Origin of the sequence: Limnobacter sp. UBA3528, assembly GCF_002377005.1 — a bacterium.
Taxonomy (GTDB): Bacteria; Pseudomonadota; Gammaproteobacteria; order Burkholderiales; family Burkholderiaceae_B; genus Limnobacter.
The window spans coordinates 98,490-119,635 of sequence record NZ_DFOZ01000054.1 but is presented as its reverse complement, the minus strand read 5'-3'; the positions used below and the strand labels follow the sequence as shown (position 1 = coordinate 119,635).

The window sequence follows — 21,146 nt, the reverse complement described above, 5'->3', positions numbered from 1 at the left end:
CAAATTTGGGTGCAAATCAACACTTGTCTGCATTGGCCCGTGTTGAATCACGTGAAATCGCCAAAATGCAGTACGAGGGCTATATCAAACAACTGGTTGACGCAGTAAGCCAGCTCGACGGCGGCTGTATTTCCAAGGCAAACATCACAGCAATTGCGCGCCTGGGCCTGGCCATCATGGACGGCGTCATTATTCAGTACCTGAGTACGCACAATCTGTCGGCCTGCAAAAAAACCCTGAATTTGGGAATCAACCTGCTGGTCAACCATTGCAAACTGCTCAAGGAACAATAGTGGACGCAACGCTAGATTCGGTCGTGATCGGTGCTGGCTTCAGCGGTTTGAATGCAGCACGCATTCTTCGTGGCGAAGGCAAAAACATCGTGGTGCTGGAAGCGCGCGACCGGGTTGGCGGGCGCACAAAGCACGGCCAAATTGCCGGGTATGACATTGACTTGGGCGGCATGTGGCTTGCACCAAGCCAGGTTCGACTCGCCGAATTGGCAGACCGCATGAATGTGGGGCGCTACCCCACCTACCTGACAGGCAAGTCAGTGCTGACCATGGCAGGAAAAACAGGCCTGGTGAACGGGGAAGACTTCACCGAGTTTCTGACTATTCAGGAGAAAATTCAGGCCTACCTGCTGCTGCGAAAAATCAACCACCTGCTGTCTGCTCTGGATGAAGTCGACCCCTGGGGCAGCCCACAATCAAAGAAACTCGATTCGACTTCGGTCGAAATTTGGCTTTGTGAAGCCACACAATCCGAGCGACTTCGTTCGCTGCTCCGCGTTATTTGTGCATCCCTTTTCTGTGCCGAAACCTCGCAAGTTTCACTGCTCTTCTTCCTGAACTACTTGAAAGGTGGTGGTGGGCTGGAGTCCATGATTTCTGCGGACACCGGGGGTGGACAAAACCTGTTGTTTCACGGGGGCGTACACCAAATAGCCAGAAACATGGCGCAGGAACTGGGTTCAGCCTTGCGCTTGAATGAACCGGTGCATTCGATTGATGTAAGCAATGGCATCGCGGTGGTGAATACACAGTCCGCTCAATTTTGGGCAAAGCGAGTGATTGTCGCAGTGCCCCCTACATTGACAAACAAAATCAGGTTCAACCCACCCTTGCCCAGTGCACAAACTGCACTGCACACGCGACTCAGCATGGGCAGCGTAATCAAGTTCTGGATTGCTTACCCAACGCCGTTTTGGCGACAAAAAGGGTTCAACGGCAGCATTGTTCGCGACGACCGCCCAGCCTCCCCCTGTTTTGACGTTTCCTCTCCGAATAGTGAACTCGGCTTGATCGCAGGTTTTTTCGAGGCCGACCATGCCATACACGCCGGCGACTCAAACACATTGCATCGCCGCGAAACCGTCATCGCGATGTTGGCAGCGCATTTCGGTGAACAGGCACTCAACCCTTTGGATTACATCGATGTAGATTGGTCCCGGGAGGAATGGTCCAAAGGCTGTTATGGGGCTTTTGCGCCACCCGGGGTAATGTCTCATTACGGCAGTTCGATTCGAACACCACACCATTCAATTCACTGGGCGGGTACAGAAACCGCCACCCAATGGGCAGGCTACATCGAAGGTGCACTTCAAGCAGGCGAACGGGCTGCGCAAGAAGTGTTGCGGGGGCTTTCTTGAAAACTTGCCGTGTCATTCTTCCAGCGCATCAGGATTCTCAATCGCGTTCTTCTCAGTAGAGGTAAGGCGTCGTTCTACTTTCTTCACATCTTCGGCAGGCGGTAAGCCTTCAGGCCGAATACCCCGACTCAGAAGGGTTTTTCGGACTGCCTCATTGTTGGTTACATGTTCTTGCGAGATTTGTTGTTCATGTCCCATGGCCTGCTCACGGGCGTTATGAATGGTAATTTCTGTAGCAAAGTCTTTGGCCTTCAAAATAATGGTGGGTGCAAAATCAGCCAATGGGCGATTATCAGGCACTTTCCATTGGGCTTTCATTGCTTTGGTATTTTTACCAAACAACGCGGTGTCTCCCTTGCTTCGTATCAACGCGAAATTTTCACTGCCGCCAGTTTGTTCATAAATAATCCCTAGTAATTCTTTCTTATTTTTTTTGGCATGGCCTTCAAAGCTTTCTGTCAGGTTCTGAATCAAGTCGTTTTTCATTCTTTTCCCTATCTCTTTTACCGTTTACTTCCTGTGCATACATCACCTTCAACAACCGGTTCAAGCCATTGCTTCAATGTTGTAATTCGTTCCTGAGTTAAACCCAGCCGGGTGATGCATTGGCACATTGGCAAAACTGAACCATAGTCGATAAATCGCTGTGAGGGAAACTGCATGAGCACCTCTGCATCCACGTATTGCAGCCACTGCTTTTGACTATTGTTCAGTGCCGTCAGAAATACCGAATCGTCGCGTTTTTTCTGCTGAATCTGTAGAAGCGTATCTTCCATCTCCGCATTTGCACCTTTGATCTGTGTACAAAAATCCTCTTCAGTGGCGCTGCTTGCAAAGGCCCAAGATGACACCGAGAAAAATCCGAGAAAAACAAACTTGAACATCAACTTATTCATTTACCTTTCCTTCAAACAAGTCAGCCTCTCTTAGTCTGCGTCTGGTAAGACCAGACAATATTTTCCCCCCAGCGCGGTCATATCGCTTCATGCATGCAGGTAGCGTGCTCCACGTCGAGAAAAAACAATTCATCACCCCTTGATTTGGATATTCCTTTCGCGAACTGTTTTTCGTTCTCTCTGCCATCGCATAGACCACGATGAACCAAGTGTCCCCAACCGACGGTGCAATGCCCAGCTCCATCAGTGTCATACAGTTTGGCTCGAAACTGCTCAAAATCCTGAATCAACTTTTTACCTTTATCGCCCAACTTCATAAATTCCCCCCTCAAAATTGCCAGTATCCAAATTCCTCTGTCAAAGGCAAAAATGAGGTCCCGCCTGCCATTCCGGGGGCTATCCCACACTTCCCAATCAGCGTAGACTGATTTACAAAATAAACAAAAAAGTTGTCAACACACCTCAGGAAGTAGAGCCCATGGACACAATGCCTCAAGAACCCACACCCAAAGACTTCTCGGACAAGTTCGCCAAGTCGCTGACCATGTTTTTTCGCTGGTTCGCCGACACTTTCTTTGCCAAACGCTACGGTCACCGGGCGGTCATTCTGGAAACAGTGGCGGGTGTACCGGGCATGGTGGCTGGCATGTGGATTCACCTGAAAAGCTTGCGGAAAATGAAAACCGGCTACGGCCCCACCATTCGAACCCTGCTTGAAGAGGCCGAGAACGAACGCATGCATTTGATGATTTTCATTGAAATTGCAAAGCCCAGCGTGGGCGAGCGGATGTTGGTGTTGTTTGCCCAGCTGGTGTTTTGGCACTTCTATTTCATACTGTATGTGTTCTTCCCGAAAACTGCGCACCGCATGGTGGGCTACTTCGAGAACCAGGCAGTGGTCAGTTACACCGACTACCTGGCGGAAATTGATGCAGGGCGAATTGAAAACATTGCTGCACCAAAAATTGCAATCGACTATTACAAACTACCCGCTGACGCGAAGTTGCGCGATGTGGTCATTGCCGTGAGAAATGACGAACAAGGCCACGCCGACGTGAATCATGAAATGGCCGATCATCCGCTGCTGGTATAGCCTCAGCCAATCGCCTTCTCCTGATTCAAGCGAATCAGAAGGTACACAGCAAACCCGGTGGCAACACCGGGCACCACGCCCAGCAGCAAGGCAACCCAGCCATGGCGTATGCCTTTCACCTTCGCCTCGTACATCACCCACACGGCCAACACAGCCCAGGTGAAGAAAATGTCCATGGCATAACCTGACGCATAGGGGTTTACAAACCCACCGGCGAATGCGCCCACAATGTCGGGGTTCTCGATAAACGGCGGAATACACACCAAGGCAAAGGCCACTGCAAAAGCCACAGCCAGCACAATCAGGAATCTGCGATACGCCTGTGTTCCCATAAAATTCGAGCCCCTTTCTTAGTCATCACAATTTCACTACTATATCCCCACCGCATTCAACCACACGCCACATGCTTCGTTACCACACCATTCCCGTTACGCCATTTGCTCAAAATTGTTCAATCGTGTGGTGCAGTGAAACCAACAAGGCCGCAATCATCGACCCCGGCGGCGACCTGGACCAACTCACCAAAGCAATCGCGGACCGCAATCTTGAACTGCAGGCCATTTGGCTGACCCATGCGCACATCGACCATGCCGGTGGCGTGGCCGAGCTGGCGGCAAAATTAAACTTGCCCATCATCGGGCCGCACGAGGGCGACCAGTTCTGGATTGATCGCCTGGCCGACCAAAGTCGCATGTTCAACTTTCCATTGAGTAAACCTTTCACACCCAACCGCTGGCTGGCCGATGGCGACACAGTACAAATTGGCAATTGCACTCTGAATGTGCGCCACTGCCCTGGCCACACGCCGGGCCATGTGGTGTTTTACTCTGAAGAAGCAAAACGTGCTTTTGTGGGCGATGTTTTATTCGTGGGCAGCATGGGCCGAACCGACTTTCCCGGTGGCGACCATGAAACTCTGATCGACAGCATTCGCAACCGCTTGTGGCCCATGGGCAACGACACCGTGTTTATTCCTGGCCACGGGCCAGAGGGAAGCTTTGGCCAGGAACGTCGAAGCAACCCGTATGTGCGCGACCTTCAGTTTTAAAGCATCGCCATGAGCCCGTTCAATGCGCTCCTGTTTTACCTTCCAAACCATGCCTTTGCCAGGCAAGCCAAACCTGCAGTGTCTGCCGAACTTTGGCAAACTGCGCAACGCATTCAAAAAAGCATTCAACACACACGCCCACCACACACGCTGGGCTTGGGCCTGATCATTCGCTACATGGAATGGGATGTGGCCTTGTACCGCGCAGCGCTTGAACAAGGCATGCCCCCCGCCAAAGCAGGTCTGCTGATTGAAACCATCAACTGGCAAGTGTTTGGTCCACCCATTGAATTGGGGTTCAAATTGTCACGCTTGCGCAGTGCAAAGGCACTGGCTCGCGCACGCTGGCTCACCGACCTGATGTTCGCAGTGATGTTCACCAAACCGTTTGCACGAACTGTGCGACGCGACAGTAATGCAGTGGTCTTCGATGTCACCCTTTGCCCGCTGGCCAACTACTTCAAAAGCCAGGGTGTACCGGAACTAACCCGCCATGCAGCATGCAGCCTGGACCACCAAATGGCTGCCCAATGGGGCTTGCAGCTGCAGCGCACGCAAACCATTGCGCAAGAACACCCGCTGTGCGACTTCAGGTTTGTGCCACCCAAAACGCCCCAATAATCGTTTTCACATCACTCACTTCACCTGCCTTGATTTGCCGCATCAACTCGGCAGGTTCAACCAGCACCACGTCCAGAAATTCATTGTGGTCCAGCTGTCTTTCTTGCAGGGTCAAGCCACGCGCCACATACAGTTCAATTTTCTCGGTGGAATAAGAAATGACAGGGTGAATGGTGGTGATGTATTCAAGCGTTTGTGCCACATAACCGGTTTCTTCCAACAATTCTCTATGCGCGGTGGCAGCAGGGTCTTCACCGGGATCAATTTTGCCGGCCGGGAACTCCAGAAACACACGGTGTAAGGGGTAGCGAAATTGCCGCTCCATCACAAAGCGGCCATCGTCCAGAATCGGGATAATGGCCACAGCACCGGGGTGCACCGTGTACTCGCGCACCGACTGTTCGCCATTGGGCAGGCGCACGGTGTCTTGGTGCACCTTCATCAAATGCCCGTCAAACACACGTGTGCTGGTGATACAGGTTTCTTCCAGATGCTTCTCAGAATTGGACATACACGCTACTTCAAGTAATTCAAACACCACATTTGAACACATTGAGTTCTCAGCGTTAACCCTAGGCCTGCCGGTGGTAAACTCAATCGCCTTCCTTTTGTAAATTTCCCCATGTCCCTGCTGTCCAGCTTGCTATTGCTCATTGTGGTTGCCCGCTTGTTCGGCCGCCTGTTTGCACGCTACAACCAGCCCGAGCTGATCGGTGAAATTCTGGCCGGGGTATTGCTGGGCCCTGCCATTCTCGGCTTGATTGAACCCAACAAAGCCTTGGCAGGCGTCACTGAATTGGCCGTGTTCCTGATTATTCTGAATGCGGGCCTTGAAATGCGTTTTTCCGACATTGTGGGCGCCATGAAAGGGCGCGGACTCATGCTGGCTGCCATCAGTTTTTTCATTCCGTTCGGTGGCGGTGTGTTGGTGGCGGCAGCTTTCGAGCAAGACATCATGCGCATGATCTTTTTGGGCCTGTGTATTTCAATTACAGCGCTGCCTGTGGCCGTGAAGTTAATGGACAGTCTCGGAATTTTGCACACGCCCATCGCCAGGTTTTCGCTGGCCACCGCGGTGGTAAACGACGTAGCTGCCCTGTTTATTTTGGGCATTGTGTTGAACTTGCCTGAAACATTGACTCTAGGTGATGCCAGCGCGGCAGTTGGCATTGCCACCCTGAAACTGATTGCCATGGGTATGGTGGTGCTGGGGCTGAACCATTTACTGAACTGGCTTGAAAAACGGAACATCAACGTGCAGGCCTTGCCTGAATCGATGATCAAGGTATTTGGTCCGGAAGCCCTGTTTGGCATCGTCATTGTGTTTGTGCTGGTGTTTGGCACCATCAGCGAGGCCCTTGGCTTTCACTTTGTGATTGGCGCTTTTTTTGGCGCGCTGTTTCTCGACAAAAAACACTTCATCGCCTCGCGCTACAAAGACCTGCAAGGCACGCTGGGGTCGATTACCAACGGGTTTCTTGGTCCAATCTTTTTCGCGTATCTGGGGCTGGAACTACAACTGGTCAGCTTGAGTGAATGGAACTTCCCGCTGGTGGTTATTGTGGTGTCAATTGTCACCAAACTGTTTGCAGGCTGGTTGGGTGGTTTAATGGTGGGCATGGACCACCGGGAATCACTGGGCCTGGGGGCTGTGCTTAACGGCCGTGGCGTGATGGAACTGGTTGTGGCTGGCATTGCCTACCAAAACGGCTTTATCGGCCCCACCATGTTCTCAACCCTGGTGTTGATGGGCATAGTCACTACCTTCCTGACACCTATTTTCTTCAAGCAGGTGTACCGGGGCAACAAGCTCGAAGAATATCGCCAGGAAAGCCGTAGCTGATTTCACTCCGCTTTTTTTACCGCCATGGCATGCCCAGGCCAGGTTATTTCAAGTTCATAGGCAATTGACCGCGACAGTCCGTCCAGGTCTGGGAACAGCGTGGCGTGGGTGATGTTCATTCGGTAAAGCGCCAACATGGCTTCCTTGCGAAGGCTGGCGGGCAGAACAAATTTGCGAATCATCGCAGGGCCAGTTTCGTAGTGCTGAATGATTTCGTCGATCGGCTTGTCCAGCACACCGGGCACCACGAAAGTACCCGACTGCGCCACCAATCGCCCGTCCATTCGATCGGGCTCACCCACCCACATGATGTCGTTGGTGTTCGATGCAAAATAACGCTCAAAATTACCCTGAATTCGTGGATCAATCATGTCACGGTGCAGGGTGGCATTGTTGCTGGGTGTGGCCATCCACAAACGGGGCGTGTCCAGCGCAAATACCGCCGAATTTTTAACCGCCCTTTCAAGTGCGAAAAATGCAGCGACGAAAGGCGATTTGGTGAAATCGAGCATGCGCGTAGGCGCACCGTGATGCTGCATCAGTGCAAGGCATCGAACATCGTCATCCAGCACGCTGGCATCGGGCAAATAATTGTGCGCTTTGCGACGGAAAATCCGGAAGGCGCGCTCTTCCCGTGAACGCCAGGTGGCTTTGTCGGGCACATAGTTGTGCAAGTAGCGGGACAAAGAACTTAGCAAAGACCAGTCCGCATCCTGCAAACCCCGAAAAGCCCAACCATCGCACTCAGAAGTCAAGGCAACGAATTCGTTCCAGTTGGTAATTTGTAGGGTGTCCAAAATCAACTCCTCAACTGTATCTGCCGACTCAACCGCTGTTTCTCAAGCCGGTGGCAATGCCGTTGATCGACAAATGCACGCCACGGGCCACGCGTTCATCCAGTTCGCCCTGGCGGTGCCTGCGCAGCAACTCCACCTGCACATGGTTCAGCGGGTCAACATACGGGAAACGCGCTTCGATGGAACGTTTCAGCAAGGGGTTATCGGAAAGCAGTTCTTCCTGCCCGGTCAGCCACAACAATCCCTCCACGGCGCGGGCGTGTTCTGCGGCAATGCGGCCAAATACTTTCTCGCGCAATTCAGCATCTTCCACCATGGCTGCGTAACGCGATGCAATGGCCATGTCGGCCTTGGCCAGCACCATGTTCAATGTAGACAGCATGGTGTTGAAGAATGGCCATTGTTTGGCCATGGCTTGCAGGTCAAGCAATTCCGCTTCAGTCAAACTGCTGCGCAACGTAGCCACCGCTGTGCCAAAACCATACCAGCCTGGCAGCATGACACGGCTTTGCGCCCAACTGAACACCCATGGAATGGCACGTAAATCTTCAATGGTCCAATTGGCTTTGCGTGAAGCAGGGCGGCTGCCAATGTTCAAACTGGCAATCTCGGATATCACCGTAGACTGTTTGAAGTACTCCAGAAAACCATCGGTGTTGTACACCAAATCCCGATAGGCATTGAAGGCATGGTTCGACAACTTCGCCATCAGTTCCAGGTACTTGCTTGGCACTTCACGGGTCAGTTCGGTGTGCTCGGAAACCATCAGGTTTGCAGACACCAACACCTCCAGGTTGCGCCTGCCCAGCGATTCAATGCCGTACTTGGCGGCGATCACTTCGCCTTGTTCGGTCAGGCGAATTCGGCCGTCGACCGCACCCGGTGGCTGACCCAAAATGGCGTGGTAACTGGAACCGCCACCACGACCCACAGAACCACCCCGGCCGTGGAACAGGCGAATTTTAATACCGTGTTTCGCAAACACATCCACCAAACCAATTTCGGCCTGGTACAGGCTCCAACCGGAAGTGACAAAACCACCGTCCTTGTTGCTGTCTGAGTAGCCCAGCATCACCTCCTGCACATGCCCGCGAGAGGCCATCAAGGCTCGGTACTCGGCAATATCAAACAGCGTCGCCATGATTGCAGGGGCCGCCTGCAGATCTTCAATGGTTTCAAACAGCGGCACAATGTTCACCGCCAATTCACCTGTGGCCACATTGAGTAAATGGGCTTCTTTCAACAACACCGCCAGCTCAAGCAAATCACTTACCGACGCTGTTTTGGAAATAATGCAGTTTTGAATGGCCGACACACCCAGCACCTGATGCGCCAATTTGGCTTTTCTGAAAATTGCCATTTCCGAATGCGTGCGTTCGCTGTACTGCAAAGAATCGCTGAACAACAAACGGGGGGTGCGCAACTCGGCACACAACAAAGCCACGCGCTCAGCCTCGCTGCTGGCCAAATAATCGGTTTTTCCCAAGGTGGATTGCTTAAGCAGGTCGGCCACCACCGCTTCGAACACATCGCTGTTCTGACGCAAATCGAGCGCCATCAGCGAGAAACCAAATACCTTCACTTTGCGGGCCAACAGAGCCAGTCGCCCTTCGGCAATCCGCTGCATGCCGTTCTCGCTCAGTGCGCTGAACAGGGTATTCAAATCGGACAGCAAACCGGCAGGGCTTGAATAGGCCTGGGCCGTGCACTCACCTTGGACTGCTTGTTGCAAGGTGGCTTGAAGCCGGTTGCGGATCGCCACGCAGGCACGGCGCAAGGTTTCGTCCATGCGGTGGGCTGAGTCTTCGCCCGATGTATTGGCCAAATCCGTTAATCGCGGGTTGGGCTTCAAGAAATAATCTGTAACGCTGAATTCGCGTATCAGGCAATTCACCTCGGCCAGGTAATGCTCCAGCACTTTGCTGCTTTGAATTTTCAAAGTCGTGTCCAGCACCTGCGCAGTCACAAACGGGTTGCCATCGCGGTCGCCACCAATCCACGAGCCCACGGTCAGCACCTTGCCCAGCGGGTCTTCGTTCACCGGCAAAAAGTTATCGGTACTGGGCAAGCTCAACAGGCTTTGCAACTTGCGGTACACCTGCGGCACCTGGGCAAAAAAAGTGGAATCGAAATAGGCCAGTGCGTTATTCACCTCGTCTATGACACTCAACTTGTTTCGGCGCAGCAAGCGGGTTTGAAACAGACGCTGTACAGCTGCTTTCAGCTCATCACGCCAGGCATTGGCCTCCTCAAGCGTCAATTGAATTTCATCGCGGTGGCGAATCAAGGCAATGATGCTTTGCTGTGCATCCAGCACACTCTTGCGCTGTACCTCGGTGGGGTGCGCAGTCAACACCGGCACCGATTCGGTTTTCTTCAAACGCGCAAGCACAGCGTCGCGATTCACGCCGACACGGCTCAACTCGGCAATCGTGTAATCCAGGCTGGCCTCACGCGCGGGCATTCCGGCCAACTCATGCTGGCGGTTGCGGCGAATCAAATGGCAGTCTTCGGCAATGTTGCTCAACATCGAGAAAATCGAGAAGGAGCGAATCAGCGAAATGGTTTCATCTTGAGTCAAGGCCTCAAGTCGCGCTTCCAGTTTGGCGCGCGCAGCATTGTCATCAAACCGGCGGTACTGCACCGACAACTGGCGCACTTCTTCAATGGCAGCAAACACGGGCAAGCCCTGTTGCTCGGCAATTATTTCGCCCAACAAGGCGCCCAGCAGGCGAATGTCGTCACGCAGTTGGGAGTCTTTTTCTTCATCGTTTAATTGCTTGTTCACAATCCATCCTCTGACCAAATTGCACCGGCCCGCATCGCCATGGCAGTGGCCGCTGAGGGGCCATACGTGCCGCTGGTGTAAGGCACAGGTTCCATGCTGTGGCTTTTCAAGTCATTCAAAATGCGGTCGACAAATTGCCACTGTGTTTGCACCTCATCCCTGCGCAAAAACAAGCCCAAGCGACCACGCAGAATATCGGTGATCAAACGCTCGTAAGCATCGCGCACCGGAATGCGCCAGGTGTTGAAAAAATCAAGGTCCAGTGACACTGGCTTCAAGCGTTCACGTTCGCCCGGCGTTTTTGCAAGCAACTTCAGTTCAAGTTTGTCCTCGGGTTGCAGGTGAATCACCAACTGGTTGCCCACCCACTGGCCACCCACGGGTTCGAACAAAGGCTTGGGCACATCGCGAAACTGAATCACGATTTCCGCGAAGCGGCGCGGCATCCGTTTGCCGGTTCGCACTAAAAACGGCACGCCTGCCCAGCGCCAGGTTTGCACTTCCGTGCGAAACGACACATAGGTTTCGGTGGTGGAATTTGCAGCCACTCCTTTCTCGTCGCGGTACTTGGGCACAGGCTGGCCTTTCACATAGCCCTCGCCATACTGGCCCACCACAATTTCCGGAATTCCCGTGACCTGCGGCACCTTCAGTGATCGCAACACCTTCAGCTTTTCATCGCGCAGGGAATTTGCTTCCAGACTGACTGGTGGTTCCATGGCCACCGTGGCCAGCAACTGCAGCATGTGGCTTTGAACCATGTCGCGCAGCGCACCGGCATGTTCGTAAAAACCGGCGCGGTCTTCCACACCCAGGTCTTCAGCCACGGTAATTTGTACATGGGCCACATGTTCGCGGGTCAACAATGGTTCGAAAATCCGATTGCCCAAACGCAGTGCCAACAAATTCTGTACCGCCTGTTTGCCCAGGTAATGATCGATTCGATAAACCTGTGATTCATCCAGTTTGGCGGCCACGGCTTCTTCAATCAGTGCTGATTCTTTGGCATTGAAACCCAAGGGTTTTTCTAGAACCAAGCGAAGCCTGGACGGATCCCGCACGGTGGGAATGCAATTGATCAAATCAATGAATCGCGAAGAAGGCAGGGCAGCGTAATGCACCACAGGTTCGGGGCTGCCGGTCACTGCATTGGCCATGGCCCTGCACGATTCGGGCGTGCCCAGCACCACTTGCAAGGTGTGCAGATACGGCAGCAAAGCCGGAATCGATTCCCGTGCTGCTTCATCGCCCGCAGCTTTCAGAAACGAATCGACTTGAGCCAAAGCCTCTTCAGGGCTCAGGGCTTCGCGTTGTGCAAAAATGATTCTGGATTCCGCAGAAAAGTATCCCGATTTTGCCAAGTGTGCCAGTGCGGGAATAATTTTACGCTTGGCCAAATCGCCGCCTGCCCCATGCAACACAAAGGTGAAAGCGCCAACGGGCAGGGGGGAATTGTCGGTCATTTTAGGTTCCAGATCAGTTGATCAAATTAGTTACATTAATTGCTAGTTTTTTGTAATTATGTTACAAACACTGCACATTCACAAGTTATCTTCTCGAGGTTTGCGCCATGGCAACTACTTTGAACCCCACATTGCAGGCGCTTCGCGAACGCATTGAACAACGTTCCAAAGCCACGCGCGCAGCCTACTTGAATAGCCTGCCACATGGCCCACAAAACCGCACTGCTGTGGGTTGTGCCAACCTGGCCCACACCACCGCAATTTACCCAAGCAGTACCAAGCGTGTTATCTCATTACACAAGTCACCGCACTTGGGCATTGTGACTGCATACAATGACATGTTGTCGGCCCATCAGCCATTTGCGGTTTACCCTGAATTAATTTCACAACACGCCCGCGCACTGGGTGCCACCACCCAAGTGGCAGGCGGTACACCGGCCATGTGCGATGGTGTAACCCAAGGTCGGGAAGGCATGGAACTGTCGCTTTTTTCACGCGATGTCATTGCACTTTCCGCCTGTGTCGGTCTTTCACACGATGTATTCGACGGCGCTATTTTGCTGGGCGTTTGCGACAAAATTGCACCTGGTTTGTTGATTGGCGCGTTGGGCTTTGGCCACCTGCCCTTTGTATTTATCCCCGCCGGGCCCATGGAAACAGGTCTGTCCAATTCCGAGAAAGCCAAAACCCGACAATTGGCCGCGCAAGGCAAGGCCACGCGCGAAGACCTGCTGCAGTCCGAGGAAAAGGCTTACCACAGCCCGGGTACCTGCACGTTTTACGGCACGGCCAATTCCAATCAGCTGATGCTCGATTTCATGGGCTTGCAGTTTCCGGGCGGCGCGTTCGAACTACCCAGCAGCCCACAGCGCAAGGCGCTGATCGGTGAAAGCGTGCGCGCGCTTGAAAGCGCCACGCGCAACCCTGCCTTGAAGTTGGGCACACTGGTTGATTCCCGCTGCCTGATGAACGCACTGGTCGGCCTGATGGCCTCGGGTGGTTCAACCAACCACACCATTCACTGGGTGAGCGTGGCCCGCGCGGCAGGCTATTTGATCGACTGGACCGACCTTGAAATCATTTCCAGCGTCACCCCCCTGCTTACCCGCGTGTACCCCAACGGCACCGAAGATGTCAATGCATTTCAGGCTGCAGGCGGCACTGCCGGCTTGCTGGCCACACTGATTGACGGCGGCTTTGTAGACGGTGAAGCCCCCACCGTGTGGGGCACCACCATGGCCAAGACCCTGGCTGAAGTGCTGCCCACTACAGAAACCTTTTCAACACGCACACCGGGCGCTTCACGCAACCTTGATGTGCTGCGCCCCTACACCAACCCCTTCCAGCCCGACGGCGGCATTCGCCTGATGAAAGGCAACCTGGGTCGCGGTGTATGCAAGGTATCGGCTGTGAAACAGGAACACCGATTTGTAGAGGCGCCTTGCCGCGTGTTCACCGACCAACACCAAGTGATTGATGCGTTCAACAACGGCGAACTGACCGAGGCCGTGGTGGTTGTACTGGCCCACCAAGGCCCGCGTGCCAACGGCATGCCCGAGCTGCACAAGCTCACGCCAATTCTTGGTATTTTGCAAGACCAAGGCCTGCCCGTTGCCTTGGTGACCGATGGCCGAATGAGCGGCGCTTCTGGCAAGGTGTTGTCGGCCATTCATGTGTGCCCGGAAGCCAAAGCCGACGGTCCTATTTCACGACTTCGCGATGGCGATGTGGTACGGGTGGATGCGAATGAAGGCGTGCTGCACACCACGGCCGATTTGAGCCTGCGCGAACCCATGCCCACACCCGCGCAAGCAGTCAGCCACGGCCGCGGATATTTCCAGGTGTGGAGAAACACAGTGAGCAGTGCCGAGGAAGGCGCAAGCAACCTGTTCCCCCAATGAAACAAGGACAAGCCATGAACACGCAACCCTCCCCCGACACTCGAGCCGAACGCACCCGCAACTGGTTACAACAAGGTGTTTTGCCGGTGGTGGTGATTCCCAATGTAAAACAGGGTTTGGAAATCGCCGAAGGCTTGTGTGCAGGCGGCATTACACAAATTGAAATTACGCTGCGCACCCCCGAGGCGCTGCAAGCCTTGGGTGAAATAGCCAAACGCTTTCCCGACATGAATGTGTCTGCCGGCACGGTGCTGACACCAGCGCAGTTTGATCAAGCCGCTGACCTGGGGGCAACGCTGTTCATTTCGCCTGGCTTAACGGAAGTGCTGGCCGAGCATGCCTTGAACAAGGGATATGCCTGGGTGCCGGGTGTGGCCACTGCATCGGAAATGATGCGTGGGCTTGAACTGGGGTTTGAATTGCTGAAATTTTTCCCGGCCATGGCGGCTGGTGGCCCCAAAGCCCTTGCTGGCATTACAGCGCCATTGGCCGCGGCACGCGTTGTGCCCACAGGTGGCGTAACACTTGAAAACCTTCCGCAGTGGCGTGAAATCAAGGCCGTGCAAGCGGTGGGCGGCACATGGCTGACTGCGGGGCTGGACGGGGTGGCCAATGTAGCCAAGGTGGTTGAGCAGCGCGCGGCGCTGGCCATGGCGGCGTGGAACAACACGGTGCTGGTTTAATCGGCTTGGGTTCAGCTCTCTCGCAGCTTTGTTAATCGCCCAATTGGCTTGGGTTCCGATCTCTCGCCAGAAAACCTGATTGTCCCTTTTTGAGATTCACCCTGACTCACCTCGCTCGGCAAAAGAGCGGGCCGAGTCTCGGTGCCGGCCTGCGGCCGACCGTGGCGGATGAATTCAAACGGGCAGGTTTTCTTGAAGGCGAGGCGATCGAAACGCCGCCGCCGATTGGGCGATGAAATCAGCCGTGAGTCGCGTTGTAGTGGAGAAACGCTGCTCGGGAGACCTAGGAACCGAACTAGCAGATGTGCGCACTCTGCGGGTTTGAGCCAACTCGGCAGTGGGATTGCTTGTTCAGCACTTCAAGAAAACCGCCCCGTTTGAACCAAGGCTTCAATGCTCGCCAAATGGCGACACCCAAGACCCGACCATCTGTTTTGTCGGGCTTGGGTGAATTGAATGCCTTGCTTCAAAAAGGGACTAAGCGGTTTTCTGTGCGGAATCGAGCAACCCCGACGAGGTGGTGACAACTTGGCAACCACGACGAGTTGAGCAAAGAACCCCTCGGGTTACACCCAAGTGGCACAAACCCGCCCACATGCGACACTGCTTGAAGTCACCACAAGAACAAAACCATGTCACCCAATCACCTTTCCCCGCCGCCCCTGCGGATGTCGTTCATTATCTGGGGCCTGGCTGCTGCTTTTTACCTGTTCGGTTTTTTCCAGCGCGTTACACCCGGCGTACTTACCGAAGAACTTAGCACCACATTTGACCTCAGCCGCGCAGCGCTGGGGAACCTGTCTGCGTTTTACTTCTACTTTTACGCCGCCATGCAAATACCCGTCGGCCTGCTGGTCGATCGAATCGGTCCCCGCAAAATTTTGACTGCGGGCTGCATACTCGGCGGTGTTGGCGCGCTGATGTTCGGCTTTGCGCCCACTCTGGGTTGGGCCGCAGTGGGTCGTGGCCTGGTCGGTGGTTCAGTTGCAGTGGCTTGGGTTTCCATGCTGATGTTGGTGGCCCAGTGGTTTTCGCCAGCGCGTTTTGCCAGCATGTCGGGCGTTAGCCTGGCCGTGGGCACCATGGGTGCGGTACTGGCCGGCGTGCCCTTGCGTGCGCTTTCTGATTTGTTTGGCTGGCGCGTGGTGATGGGTGCCAGCGGAATTATTGCGGTGGTTCTGGGCTTGCTCATCTGGATTTACGTGCGCGACATGCCCTCACAACGCGGCTACAAAAACCACGTCGCAAAACGCCCCGCGCATGAAGTCACCTTGCCTTTGCTCACCGCCTTGGGCCACACACTTCGCTTTCCCGCCGTGTGGTTGATTTTCTGGATTCCCAGTGGCGTGTGCGGCGCCATTCTCACGTTCACTGGCCTGTGGGGCGTGCCCTACCTGACCACCTGGCATGGACTCAGCGTGAAAGAGGCCTCACTGATCATCACCGGCATGCTGATCGCGTTTGCCGCCGGTAGCCTGTTTTTTGGAGCACTTTCCGACAAACTCAAACAACGCAAGTTGCCCTATTTTTTGGGTGCAATTTTTTCCATCAGCGGCTTCATTGTTCTGGGTATTCAACCTGAACTTCCGATTGCACTTGTTTCCGTTTTACTTTGGGCCACGGCCTTTGGTGGTGGCTCCATGGTGCTGAGCTTCGGTTACGTCAAAGAGTCCGTACCGCACCATTTGGGCGCAACCGCAGTGGGTATTGTGAACCTGGGTGTGATGGTCGGCCCACTGGTGCAGCAACCCGTGCTGGGTGCAATTCTTGACCACTATGCGGCTGCAGAAAACATCACCGGCGCCTACTCAAAAGCTGGCATGACCGTGTGCATGCTGGTGCTGGCGGTGTGGGTAAGCACATCAATTGTCAGTTTGATCTTGAGCCGCGAAACTCACGCAAAGCCCAGATTCGCGTGATCATGTCGCTGTCGAGGTGGTGTTGCTTCGGCAATCCCATCGAGGTGGCGATACTTCAGAAACAAGGGGGCTTTGAAAACCACGCCGAGCGCAAACGTCTCGGCCATGGATTTTTCAACTCAAGATTTAATGCAACGTAACCGGGTGTTGCATCCAGGGTTTGTAGCTTTCGATAAAAGCTTCAATGTCGTCGATATCGGGTTCTTGGGCGGCAAGGTATTTCACCTCTTCGCGGAATTTTTCAGCCGCATCGCCCTGCAAAAACAGCTCGCGCTGATTGTTCTTGTCCACGATTTCAATGCCAAGGCTGGGCTGCCCCTCGCTCATGACCAAATCCACCACGCAGTAAAAGGGGCTATCAATCATCATTAACATCGCAAACCTCCGAATAATACTTTCAGGTTGAATATGGTGATCTATCTAGCAATTTCAAGGCCACGCCTTGGGCGTCTAACCCCTTACGCAACTTCCTCCACAAGAGTTATATCGGCAAACCAGTCATTCCATTGAGGCTCTTTCAACAACTTTAACACTTGTTCAGGATGACTTTGGCTTTCCAGTTCGACTAACAATACATTGGGTTGGTTCAATCTTAAGGTACGAGCAAGGTGTGTAGACAGCACCAGTTTGGAGGAACAACACAAACACCCCGGGCTGAGTCGAAGCACATGGATACCGCGTGCTTTGCGCGCAGCATCGGTTTCAAACATGTTTGCTTGTGCCTCTACAGAGGCCACTGAGAAATATTCCGTGCTACCCATCAGGGTGAGCTTTCCGGCACCAGCATGATCGTTCAACAGCTGCTCAATGCGCTGCGCCCGCAATTCGGGGTTGCGGCCAGACACCAGGAAAACCTGCGTTTTCATTTGCGCCAGAAGGCTGGGGTGAACAGCACCAGAATAGTGAACATTTCCAGGCGACCCAGCAGCATGGCAAAAGAACAAAGCCAGGTTTGAAAATCGCCCAAGGCGCCGTAATGATCGACCGGACCGAACTCACCCAAGGCAGGTCCCAAGTTGTTGATCATCGAAATACCTGTGGTCAATGCAGAAATTGGATCAAGACCCGTGAATATCAACAACATGGTGATAGTGATCACGCTCATGCCATACATCAACATGAAAGCCAACACACCAAAAATAACCTGTGAACTGACAGCTGAGCCACGAATGCGAACCGGGTTGATTGCACGTGGGTGCAGAATGCGTGACAGCTCGCCAATCGCATGCTTGAACAAAATGACAGCACGCAGCATTTTGATACCACCACCTGTCGAGCCAGCCGCGGTTGCAAACATGCTTAAAAAAATCATGAGCAAAGGCGCGAAAAGGGGCCATTGACTGTAATCGGTGTTGGCATAGCCAGTGGTGGTGGCAACCGACACTGTGTTGAAAAGCGCATACCTGAACGCTTCGCTAAAAGTGGTGTATTCCTGATGCGCCAGCAAATACATGGTGATCAATGACACCGCACCAAACATCAACATGAAAAACCATTTGGCTTCCGGGCAGTTCGCGTAAGGCCGAAAAGATTTTCCCCGCCAAGCCAAAAAGTGAATCGAAAAATTCACTGCAGCGATCATCATGAAGACCACGGCCACCATCTCAATGGCAGCTGAATCAAAGTAGGCATAGCTTGCGTCATGCGAAGAAAATCCAGACAGCGACACCGTGGTGCCAGTGTGTAAAATCGCATCCAGCCACGTCATGCCCGCCAATTTATAACTAATGGCGCAAGCCACCGACAACATGAAATACACCATATACAGCGATTTGGCGGTTTCGGTAATGCGGGGGGTCAGCTTGCTGTCTTTCATGGGTCCAGGGGTTTCAGCCTTGAACACCTGCGAGCCACCCACGCCCAGCAATGGCAAAATAGCCACCGCCAAAACCAGAATACCCATGCCGCCCATCCAGGACAGCAAGTGCCGCCAGATGTTGATACTGGCAGGCATGTCGTCCAGGCCACTCAGTACAGTTGCGCCGGTAGTTGTAAGTGCAGACACCATTTCAAAATAGGCGTCGGTGATGCTGAGGTCATCAAAGAACAGCACCATGGGAATAGTGGCAAAGGCGGGCAAGCCCGACCAAACAGTAGAAACCAGCAAAAAACCGTCACGGGGTTGAAGTTCTCGGCGAAAGCGGCGGGTTAATATGTGTGATGAAACACCAATGCCAAAGGTCACTAAAAAGCCCGTGGCAAAGGCATGCACAGTGGGTTCACCGGTCACAAAAGCGTAAGTCAGTGGCACCAAAAATGCCACAGAGAACAAAGCCACGGCAAAGCCCAATACACCCAGCACTGGAAAAAGCGAATTCCTCATGCTGCACGCGCCACGTTAGATAAACCCCACGCCGACCTGGAACAGTTTCTCGACCTGCGGCACCAGTTTGCGGTTTTCTACAAAAGTAATGATGTGGTCTTCGGCCTCAATCACCGTGTCGTGGTGCGCCATGATCACTTTGTCACCACGCACAATTGCGCCAATCACGGCACCCTTGGGCATGTCGATTTTTTCAATGGCCCGGCCCACCACTTTCGACGATTTCGAATCGCCGTGCGCAATGGTTTCAATCGCTTCGGCCACGCCACGGCGCAGGCGGTGCACAGCCACCACATCACCCCGGCGAATGTGTTTGAGCAATTCACTGAGTGTGGCATTTGAAGGCGCCAGTGCAATGTCGATTTGCCCGCCTTGCACCAGTTCGGCGTACACCTTGCGCTGAATCAGCGCGATCACCCGGCGTGCGCCCATGCGTTTGGCCAACAGGGACGACATGATGTTGTTTTCATCGTCATTGGTCAGCGCGATGAAGGTGTCCACATCCTGCACATTTTCTTCGGCCAGCAAATCTTCATCGGTGGCATCGCCATACAACACCAAGGTGCGCGAGCCCAGCTGATTCGCCAGGTCTTCGCAACGCTTGCGATCGGCATCAATCACCTTGACCTGGTAATTTTCTTCAAGACTTTTCGCCAGGCGCAAACCAATGTTGCCACCACCGGCAATCATCACTTTGGTAACTGGTTTCGACATGCGGCGAAGTTCCGACATCACCGTGCGTACATGCTCAGTGGCCGACAGGCAAAACACCTCGTCGCCCGGCTGAATCATGGTGTAACCCTCTACAGCCACGGGCTGGTTTTCGCGAAACAAAGCCACAATTCGTACATCTACTTTGGGCAGGTGCTTTCGAATGTCTTCGATGGGGTGGGAAACCAAGGGCCCACCCGCGTAAGCACGCACGGAAACCAAAGTGACTTTGCCATCGGCGAAATCGAGAACCTGCAGAGCATCGGGAAATTCAATCAGGCGCTCAATGTGGTTGGTCACGCTTTGCTCGGGGCAAATCACGTGGTCCACATTGAAGCCTTCGTCACCGTGCAACTGGGCCTGTTCCATCATTTCAGGCGAGCGCACACGGGCAATTCGGCGGGGCACATTGAACATCAATGCAGCCATTCGGCAGGCCACCAAATTGGTTTCGTCGCTACGGGTTACCGCCACCAACATGTCGGCGTCTTCGGCACCGGCCTGTTTCAGCACGCGCGGCAAAGCACCATTGCCGGCAATGGTGCGCAAATCGTAGCGGTCTTGAAGATCCGCCAGTACTTTGGGGTCCGGGTCGATCAGGGTGATGTCGTTGTGTTCGGACACCAGGCTTTCAGCGAGGCTGGCCCCCACACGCCCGGCGCCGACGATGATGATTTTCATGCGATATTCTTGCGCGCAGTGCGGCCCACTTCCACACCCAGCTGCTTGAGTTTGCGATACAAATGCGTGCGCTCAATGCCTGTGCGTTCAGCCAGGCGCGTCATGCTGCCGTTTTCCAGGCGCAAGTGGTATTCAAAATAAATTCGTTCGAATGAATCACGGGCATCGCGCAGCTGTGCATCCAGATCGAGTGTGGACAATTCCGCCAAGGCTTGGCCCAAGGGGCTGGAATCAGGCGCGGCAGCCACACCACTGTTTGTTGAAATCGAGGAACCACTGCTTGAGTTGGCAACGCCACCCACGCCATTTGATTTGGGCTGAGACTGCATCAAAGCACGTGCTGACTGCACCATTTTGCCGCGGGCAAGGCCCTTTTCTACGGCACCCAACAACTTTTGCAATGAAATGGGTTTTTCCAGAAAATCGAGCGCACCAATGCGTGTGGCTTCAACGGCGGTGTCGATTGTGGCGTGACCACTCATCATGATGACAGGCATGGTCAACAGGCCTTTCACAGACCATTCTTTCAGCAAGGTGACACCATCGGTGTCGGGCATCCAGATGTCGAGCAGCACCAAGTCGGGCTGCTCTTGGTCACGAAGTGCGCGTGCCTGACCTGCATTTTCTGCAAGCAGCACAGCATGCCCTTCGTCGCCGAGAATCTCGGACAAAAGTTCTCGAATTCCAATTTCGTCATCAACAACGAGAATGGTCGCCATGGTTAGAGA

Annotated in this window: 22 protein-coding genes; 9 read left to right on the top strand and 13 right to left on the bottom strand. The window is 53.8% G+C overall.

Annotated features, from left to right (window positions below):
- Both B4N58_RS15055 and B4N58_RS15050 read left to right on the top strand, forming a co-directional pair.
- The coding region (locus tag B4N58_RS15055; RefSeq protein ID WP_291750565.1) for a hypothetical protein at nucleotides 1-293 on the top strand (293 nt) is incomplete at its 5' end.
- The gene (locus B4N58_RS15050; RefSeq protein ID WP_291750564.1) at nucleotides 293-1,651 is read left to right on the top strand and encodes a flavin monoamine oxidase family protein; all 1,359 of its coding nucleotides are present in this window, start codon (nucleotides 293-295) and stop codon (nucleotides 1,649-1,651) included. The genes B4N58_RS15055 and B4N58_RS15050, both read left to right, overlap by 1 nt.
- A gap of 12 nt (nucleotides 1,652-1,663) precedes the next feature.
- Here B4N58_RS15050 and B4N58_RS15045 read toward each other — a convergent pair whose 3' ends face one another.
- The 3 genes from B4N58_RS15045 to B4N58_RS15035 all read right to left on the bottom strand — a co-directional run bounded on the left by B4N58_RS15045 (nucleotide 1,664) and on the right by B4N58_RS15035 (nucleotide 2,864).
- On the bottom strand, nucleotides 1,664-2,137 hold the full coding sequence (locus tag B4N58_RS15045) for a DNA damage-inducible protein D (protein WP_291750563.1): 474 nt from the start codon (nucleotides 2,135-2,137) through the stop codon (nucleotides 1,664-1,666).
- Between the two features lie 17 nt (nucleotides 2,138-2,154).
- Complete coding sequence (locus B4N58_RS15040) at nucleotides 2,155-2,547, bottom strand: lysozyme inhibitor LprI family protein (protein ID WP_291750562.1); 393 nt, start codon at nucleotides 2,545-2,547, stop codon at nucleotides 2,155-2,157.
- 77 nt (nucleotides 2,548-2,624) lie between these two features.
- Complete coding sequence (locus B4N58_RS15035; RefSeq protein ID WP_291750561.1) at nucleotides 2,625-2,864, bottom strand: hypothetical protein; 240 nt, start codon at nucleotides 2,862-2,864, stop codon at nucleotides 2,625-2,627.
- 161 nt (nucleotides 2,865-3,025) lie between these two features.
- On the opposite strand from B4N58_RS15035, the gene B4N58_RS15030 reads away from it, so the two are divergent.
- Nucleotides 3,026-3,640 carry an alternative oxidase gene (locus tag B4N58_RS15030; RefSeq protein ID WP_291750560.1) on the top strand — a complete coding sequence of 205 codons (615 nt, stop codon included), beginning with the start codon at nucleotides 3,026-3,028 and terminating at the stop codon, nucleotides 3,638-3,640.
- A 2-nt stretch (nucleotides 3,641-3,642) separates the two neighbouring features.
- Here B4N58_RS15030 and B4N58_RS15025 read toward each other — a convergent pair whose 3' ends face one another.
- Complete coding sequence (locus tag B4N58_RS15025) at nucleotides 3,643-3,972, bottom strand: DUF2834 domain-containing protein (protein WP_008246927.1); 330 nt, start codon at nucleotides 3,970-3,972, stop codon at nucleotides 3,643-3,645.
- Nucleotides 3,973-4,043: 71 nt separating this feature from the next.
- On the opposite strand from B4N58_RS15025, the gene B4N58_RS15020 reads away from it, so the two are divergent.
- Together B4N58_RS15020 and B4N58_RS15015 are read left to right on the top strand one after the other, a co-directional pair.
- Nucleotides 4,044-4,688, top strand: a complete 645-nt coding sequence (locus B4N58_RS15020) for an MBL fold metallo-hydrolase (RefSeq protein WP_291750559.1) — start codon at nucleotides 4,044-4,046, stop codon at nucleotides 4,686-4,688.
- A 9-nt stretch (nucleotides 4,689-4,697) separates the two neighbouring features.
- Nucleotides 4,698-5,309, top strand: a complete 612-nt coding sequence (locus B4N58_RS15015) for an L-2-amino-thiazoline-4-carboxylic acid hydrolase (RefSeq protein ID WP_291750558.1) — start codon at nucleotides 4,698-4,700, stop codon at nucleotides 5,307-5,309.
- On the opposite strand, the gene B4N58_RS15010 is transcribed toward B4N58_RS15015, so the two are convergent.
- Nucleotides 5,278-5,820 carry an NUDIX domain-containing protein gene (locus B4N58_RS15010; RefSeq protein WP_291750557.1) on the bottom strand — a complete coding sequence of 181 codons (543 nt, stop codon included), beginning with the start codon at nucleotides 5,818-5,820 and terminating at the stop codon, nucleotides 5,278-5,280. The two genes, B4N58_RS15015 and B4N58_RS15010, sit on opposite strands and share 32 nt — an antisense overlap.
- A gap of 111 nt (nucleotides 5,821-5,931) precedes the next feature.
- Here B4N58_RS15010 and B4N58_RS15005 point away from each other — a divergent pair, with 111 nt between their 5' ends.
- A complete protein-coding gene (locus B4N58_RS15005; RefSeq protein WP_291750556.1) occupies nucleotides 5,932-7,152 on the top strand; it encodes a cation:proton antiporter in 1,221 nt (406 codons plus the stop codon).
- 2 nt (nucleotides 7,153-7,154) lie between these two features.
- Here B4N58_RS15005 and B4N58_RS15000 read toward each other — a convergent pair whose 3' ends face one another.
- From B4N58_RS15000 to zwf, 3 genes are read right to left on the bottom strand one after another with little or no spacing between them, the layout of a single operon-like run.
- The gene (locus B4N58_RS15000; RefSeq protein ID WP_040512103.1) at nucleotides 7,155-7,949 is read right to left on the bottom strand and encodes an FRG domain-containing protein; all 795 of its coding nucleotides are present in this window, start codon (nucleotides 7,947-7,949) and stop codon (nucleotides 7,155-7,157) included.
- A gap of 28 nt (nucleotides 7,950-7,977) precedes the next feature.
- The gene (gene ppc, locus B4N58_RS14995; protein WP_291750555.1) at nucleotides 7,978-10,737 is read right to left on the bottom strand and encodes a phosphoenolpyruvate carboxylase; all 2,760 of its coding nucleotides are present in this window, start codon (nucleotides 10,735-10,737) and stop codon (nucleotides 7,978-7,980) included.
- On the bottom strand, nucleotides 10,734-12,200 hold the full coding sequence (gene zwf, locus B4N58_RS14990; RefSeq protein ID WP_291750554.1) for a glucose-6-phosphate dehydrogenase: 1,467 nt from the start codon (nucleotides 12,198-12,200) through the stop codon (nucleotides 10,734-10,736). Before zwf ends, ppc begins: the two co-directional genes overlap by 4 nt.
- Nucleotides 12,201-12,307: 107 nt before the next feature.
- On the opposite strand from zwf, the gene edd reads away from it, so the two are divergent.
- From edd to B4N58_RS14975, 3 genes are all read left to right on the top strand, one after another.
- Nucleotides 12,308-14,101, top strand: a complete 1,794-nt coding sequence (gene edd / locus B4N58_RS14985; RefSeq protein ID WP_291750553.1) for a phosphogluconate dehydratase — start codon at nucleotides 12,308-12,310, stop codon at nucleotides 14,099-14,101.
- 14 nt (nucleotides 14,102-14,115) lie between these two features.
- Nucleotides 14,116-14,784, top strand: coding sequence for a bifunctional 4-hydroxy-2-oxoglutarate aldolase/2-dehydro-3-deoxy-phosphogluconate aldolase (locus tag B4N58_RS14980; protein ID WP_291750552.1), 669 nt, complete (start codon nucleotides 14,116-14,118; stop codon nucleotides 14,782-14,784).
- Nucleotides 14,785-15,416: 632 nt separating this feature from the next.
- Complete coding sequence (locus B4N58_RS14975; protein ID WP_291750551.1) at nucleotides 15,417-16,703, top strand: MFS transporter; 1,287 nt, start codon at nucleotides 15,417-15,419, stop codon at nucleotides 16,701-16,703.
- A 126-nt stretch (nucleotides 16,704-16,829) separates the two neighbouring features.
- Here the strand turns inward: B4N58_RS14975 and B4N58_RS14970 are convergent, their stop codons facing one another.
- From B4N58_RS14970 to B4N58_RS14950, 5 genes are all read right to left on the bottom strand, one after another.
- Entirely contained in the window at nucleotides 16,830-17,078 is a 249-nt protein-coding gene (locus B4N58_RS14970; protein WP_040511986.1) for a BTH_I0359 family protein, read from the bottom strand.
- 83 nt (nucleotides 17,079-17,161) lie between these two features.
- Complete coding sequence (locus B4N58_RS14965; protein WP_008246944.1) at nucleotides 17,162-17,569, bottom strand: cobalamin synthesis protein; 408 nt, start codon at nucleotides 17,567-17,569, stop codon at nucleotides 17,162-17,164.
- The gene (locus B4N58_RS14960; protein WP_291750550.1) at nucleotides 17,566-19,026 is read right to left on the bottom strand and encodes a TrkH family potassium uptake protein; all 1,461 of its coding nucleotides are present in this window, start codon (nucleotides 19,024-19,026) and stop codon (nucleotides 17,566-17,568) included. Before B4N58_RS14960 ends, B4N58_RS14965 begins: the two co-directional genes overlap by 4 nt.
- Nucleotides 19,027-19,041: 15 nt before the next feature.
- A complete protein-coding gene (gene trkA / locus B4N58_RS14955; protein WP_008246946.1) occupies nucleotides 19,042-20,418 on the bottom strand; it encodes a Trk system potassium transporter TrkA in 1,377 nt (458 codons plus the stop codon).
- Complete coding sequence (locus tag B4N58_RS14950; RefSeq protein WP_008246947.1) at nucleotides 20,415-21,137, bottom strand: response regulator; 723 nt, start codon at nucleotides 21,135-21,137, stop codon at nucleotides 20,415-20,417. Before B4N58_RS14950 ends, trkA begins: the two co-directional genes overlap by 4 nt.
- Nucleotides 21,138-21,146: the final 9 nt, after the last annotated feature.

What these genes read in the sequence shown, in the direction of transcription:
- B4N58_RS14970 (WP_040511986.1), bottom strand. Translation starts at nt 17,078, where the DNA reads ATGTTAATGATGATTGATAGCCCCTTTTACTGCGTGGTGGATTTGGTC.
- zwf (WP_291750554.1), bottom strand. Translation starts at nt 12,200, where the DNA reads ATGACCGACAATTCCCCCCTGCCCGTTGGCGCTTTCACCTTTGTGTTG.
- B4N58_RS15020 (WP_291750559.1), top strand. Translation starts at nt 4,044, where the DNA reads ATGCTTCGTTACCACACCATTCCCGTTACGCCATTTGCTCAAAATTGT.
- B4N58_RS15005 (WP_291750556.1), top strand. Translation starts at nt 5,932, where the DNA reads ATGTCCCTGCTGTCCAGCTTGCTATTGCTCATTGTGGTTGCCCGCTTG.
- B4N58_RS15045 (WP_291750563.1), bottom strand. Translation starts at nt 2,137, where the DNA reads ATGAAAAACGACTTGATTCAGAACCTGACAGAAAGCTTTGAAGGCCAT.
- trkA (WP_008246946.1), bottom strand. Translation starts at nt 20,418, where the DNA reads ATGAAAATCATCATCGTCGGCGCCGGGCGTGTGGGGGCCAGCCTCGCT.
- B4N58_RS14975 (WP_291750551.1), top strand. Translation starts at nt 15,417, where the DNA reads ATGTCACCCAATCACCTTTCCCCGCCGCCCCTGCGGATGTCGTTCATT.
- B4N58_RS14965 (WP_008246944.1), bottom strand. Translation starts at nt 17,569, where the DNA reads ATGAAAACGCAGGTTTTCCTGGTGTCTGGCCGCAACCCCGAATTGCGG.
- B4N58_RS14980 (WP_291750552.1), top strand. Translation starts at nt 14,116, where the DNA reads ATGAACACGCAACCCTCCCCCGACACTCGAGCCGAACGCACCCGCAAC.
- B4N58_RS14960 (WP_291750550.1), bottom strand. Translation starts at nt 19,026, where the DNA reads ATGAGGAATTCGCTTTTTCCAGTGCTGGGTGTATTGGGCTTTGCCGTG.
- B4N58_RS15030 (WP_291750560.1), top strand. Translation starts at nt 3,026, where the DNA reads ATGGACACAATGCCTCAAGAACCCACACCCAAAGACTTCTCGGACAAG.
- B4N58_RS15035 (WP_291750561.1), bottom strand. Translation starts at nt 2,864, where the DNA reads ATGAAGTTGGGCGATAAAGGTAAAAAGTTGATTCAGGATTTTGAGCAG.
- B4N58_RS15015 (WP_291750558.1), top strand. Translation starts at nt 4,698, where the DNA reads ATGAGCCCGTTCAATGCGCTCCTGTTTTACCTTCCAAACCATGCCTTT.
- edd (WP_291750553.1), top strand. Translation starts at nt 12,308, where the DNA reads ATGGCAACTACTTTGAACCCCACATTGCAGGCGCTTCGCGAACGCATT.
- B4N58_RS15025 (WP_008246927.1), bottom strand. Translation starts at nt 3,972, where the DNA reads ATGGGAACACAGGCGTATCGCAGATTCCTGATTGTGCTGGCTGTGGCT.
- B4N58_RS14950 (WP_008246947.1), bottom strand. Translation starts at nt 21,137, where the DNA reads ATGGCGACCATTCTCGTTGTTGATGACGAAATTGGAATTCGAGAACTT.
- B4N58_RS15010 (WP_291750557.1), bottom strand. Translation starts at nt 5,820, where the DNA reads ATGTCCAATTCTGAGAAGCATCTGGAAGAAACCTGTATCACCAGCACA.
- B4N58_RS15040 (WP_291750562.1), bottom strand. Translation starts at nt 2,547, where the DNA reads ATGAATAAGTTGATGTTCAAGTTTGTTTTTCTCGGATTTTTCTCGGTG.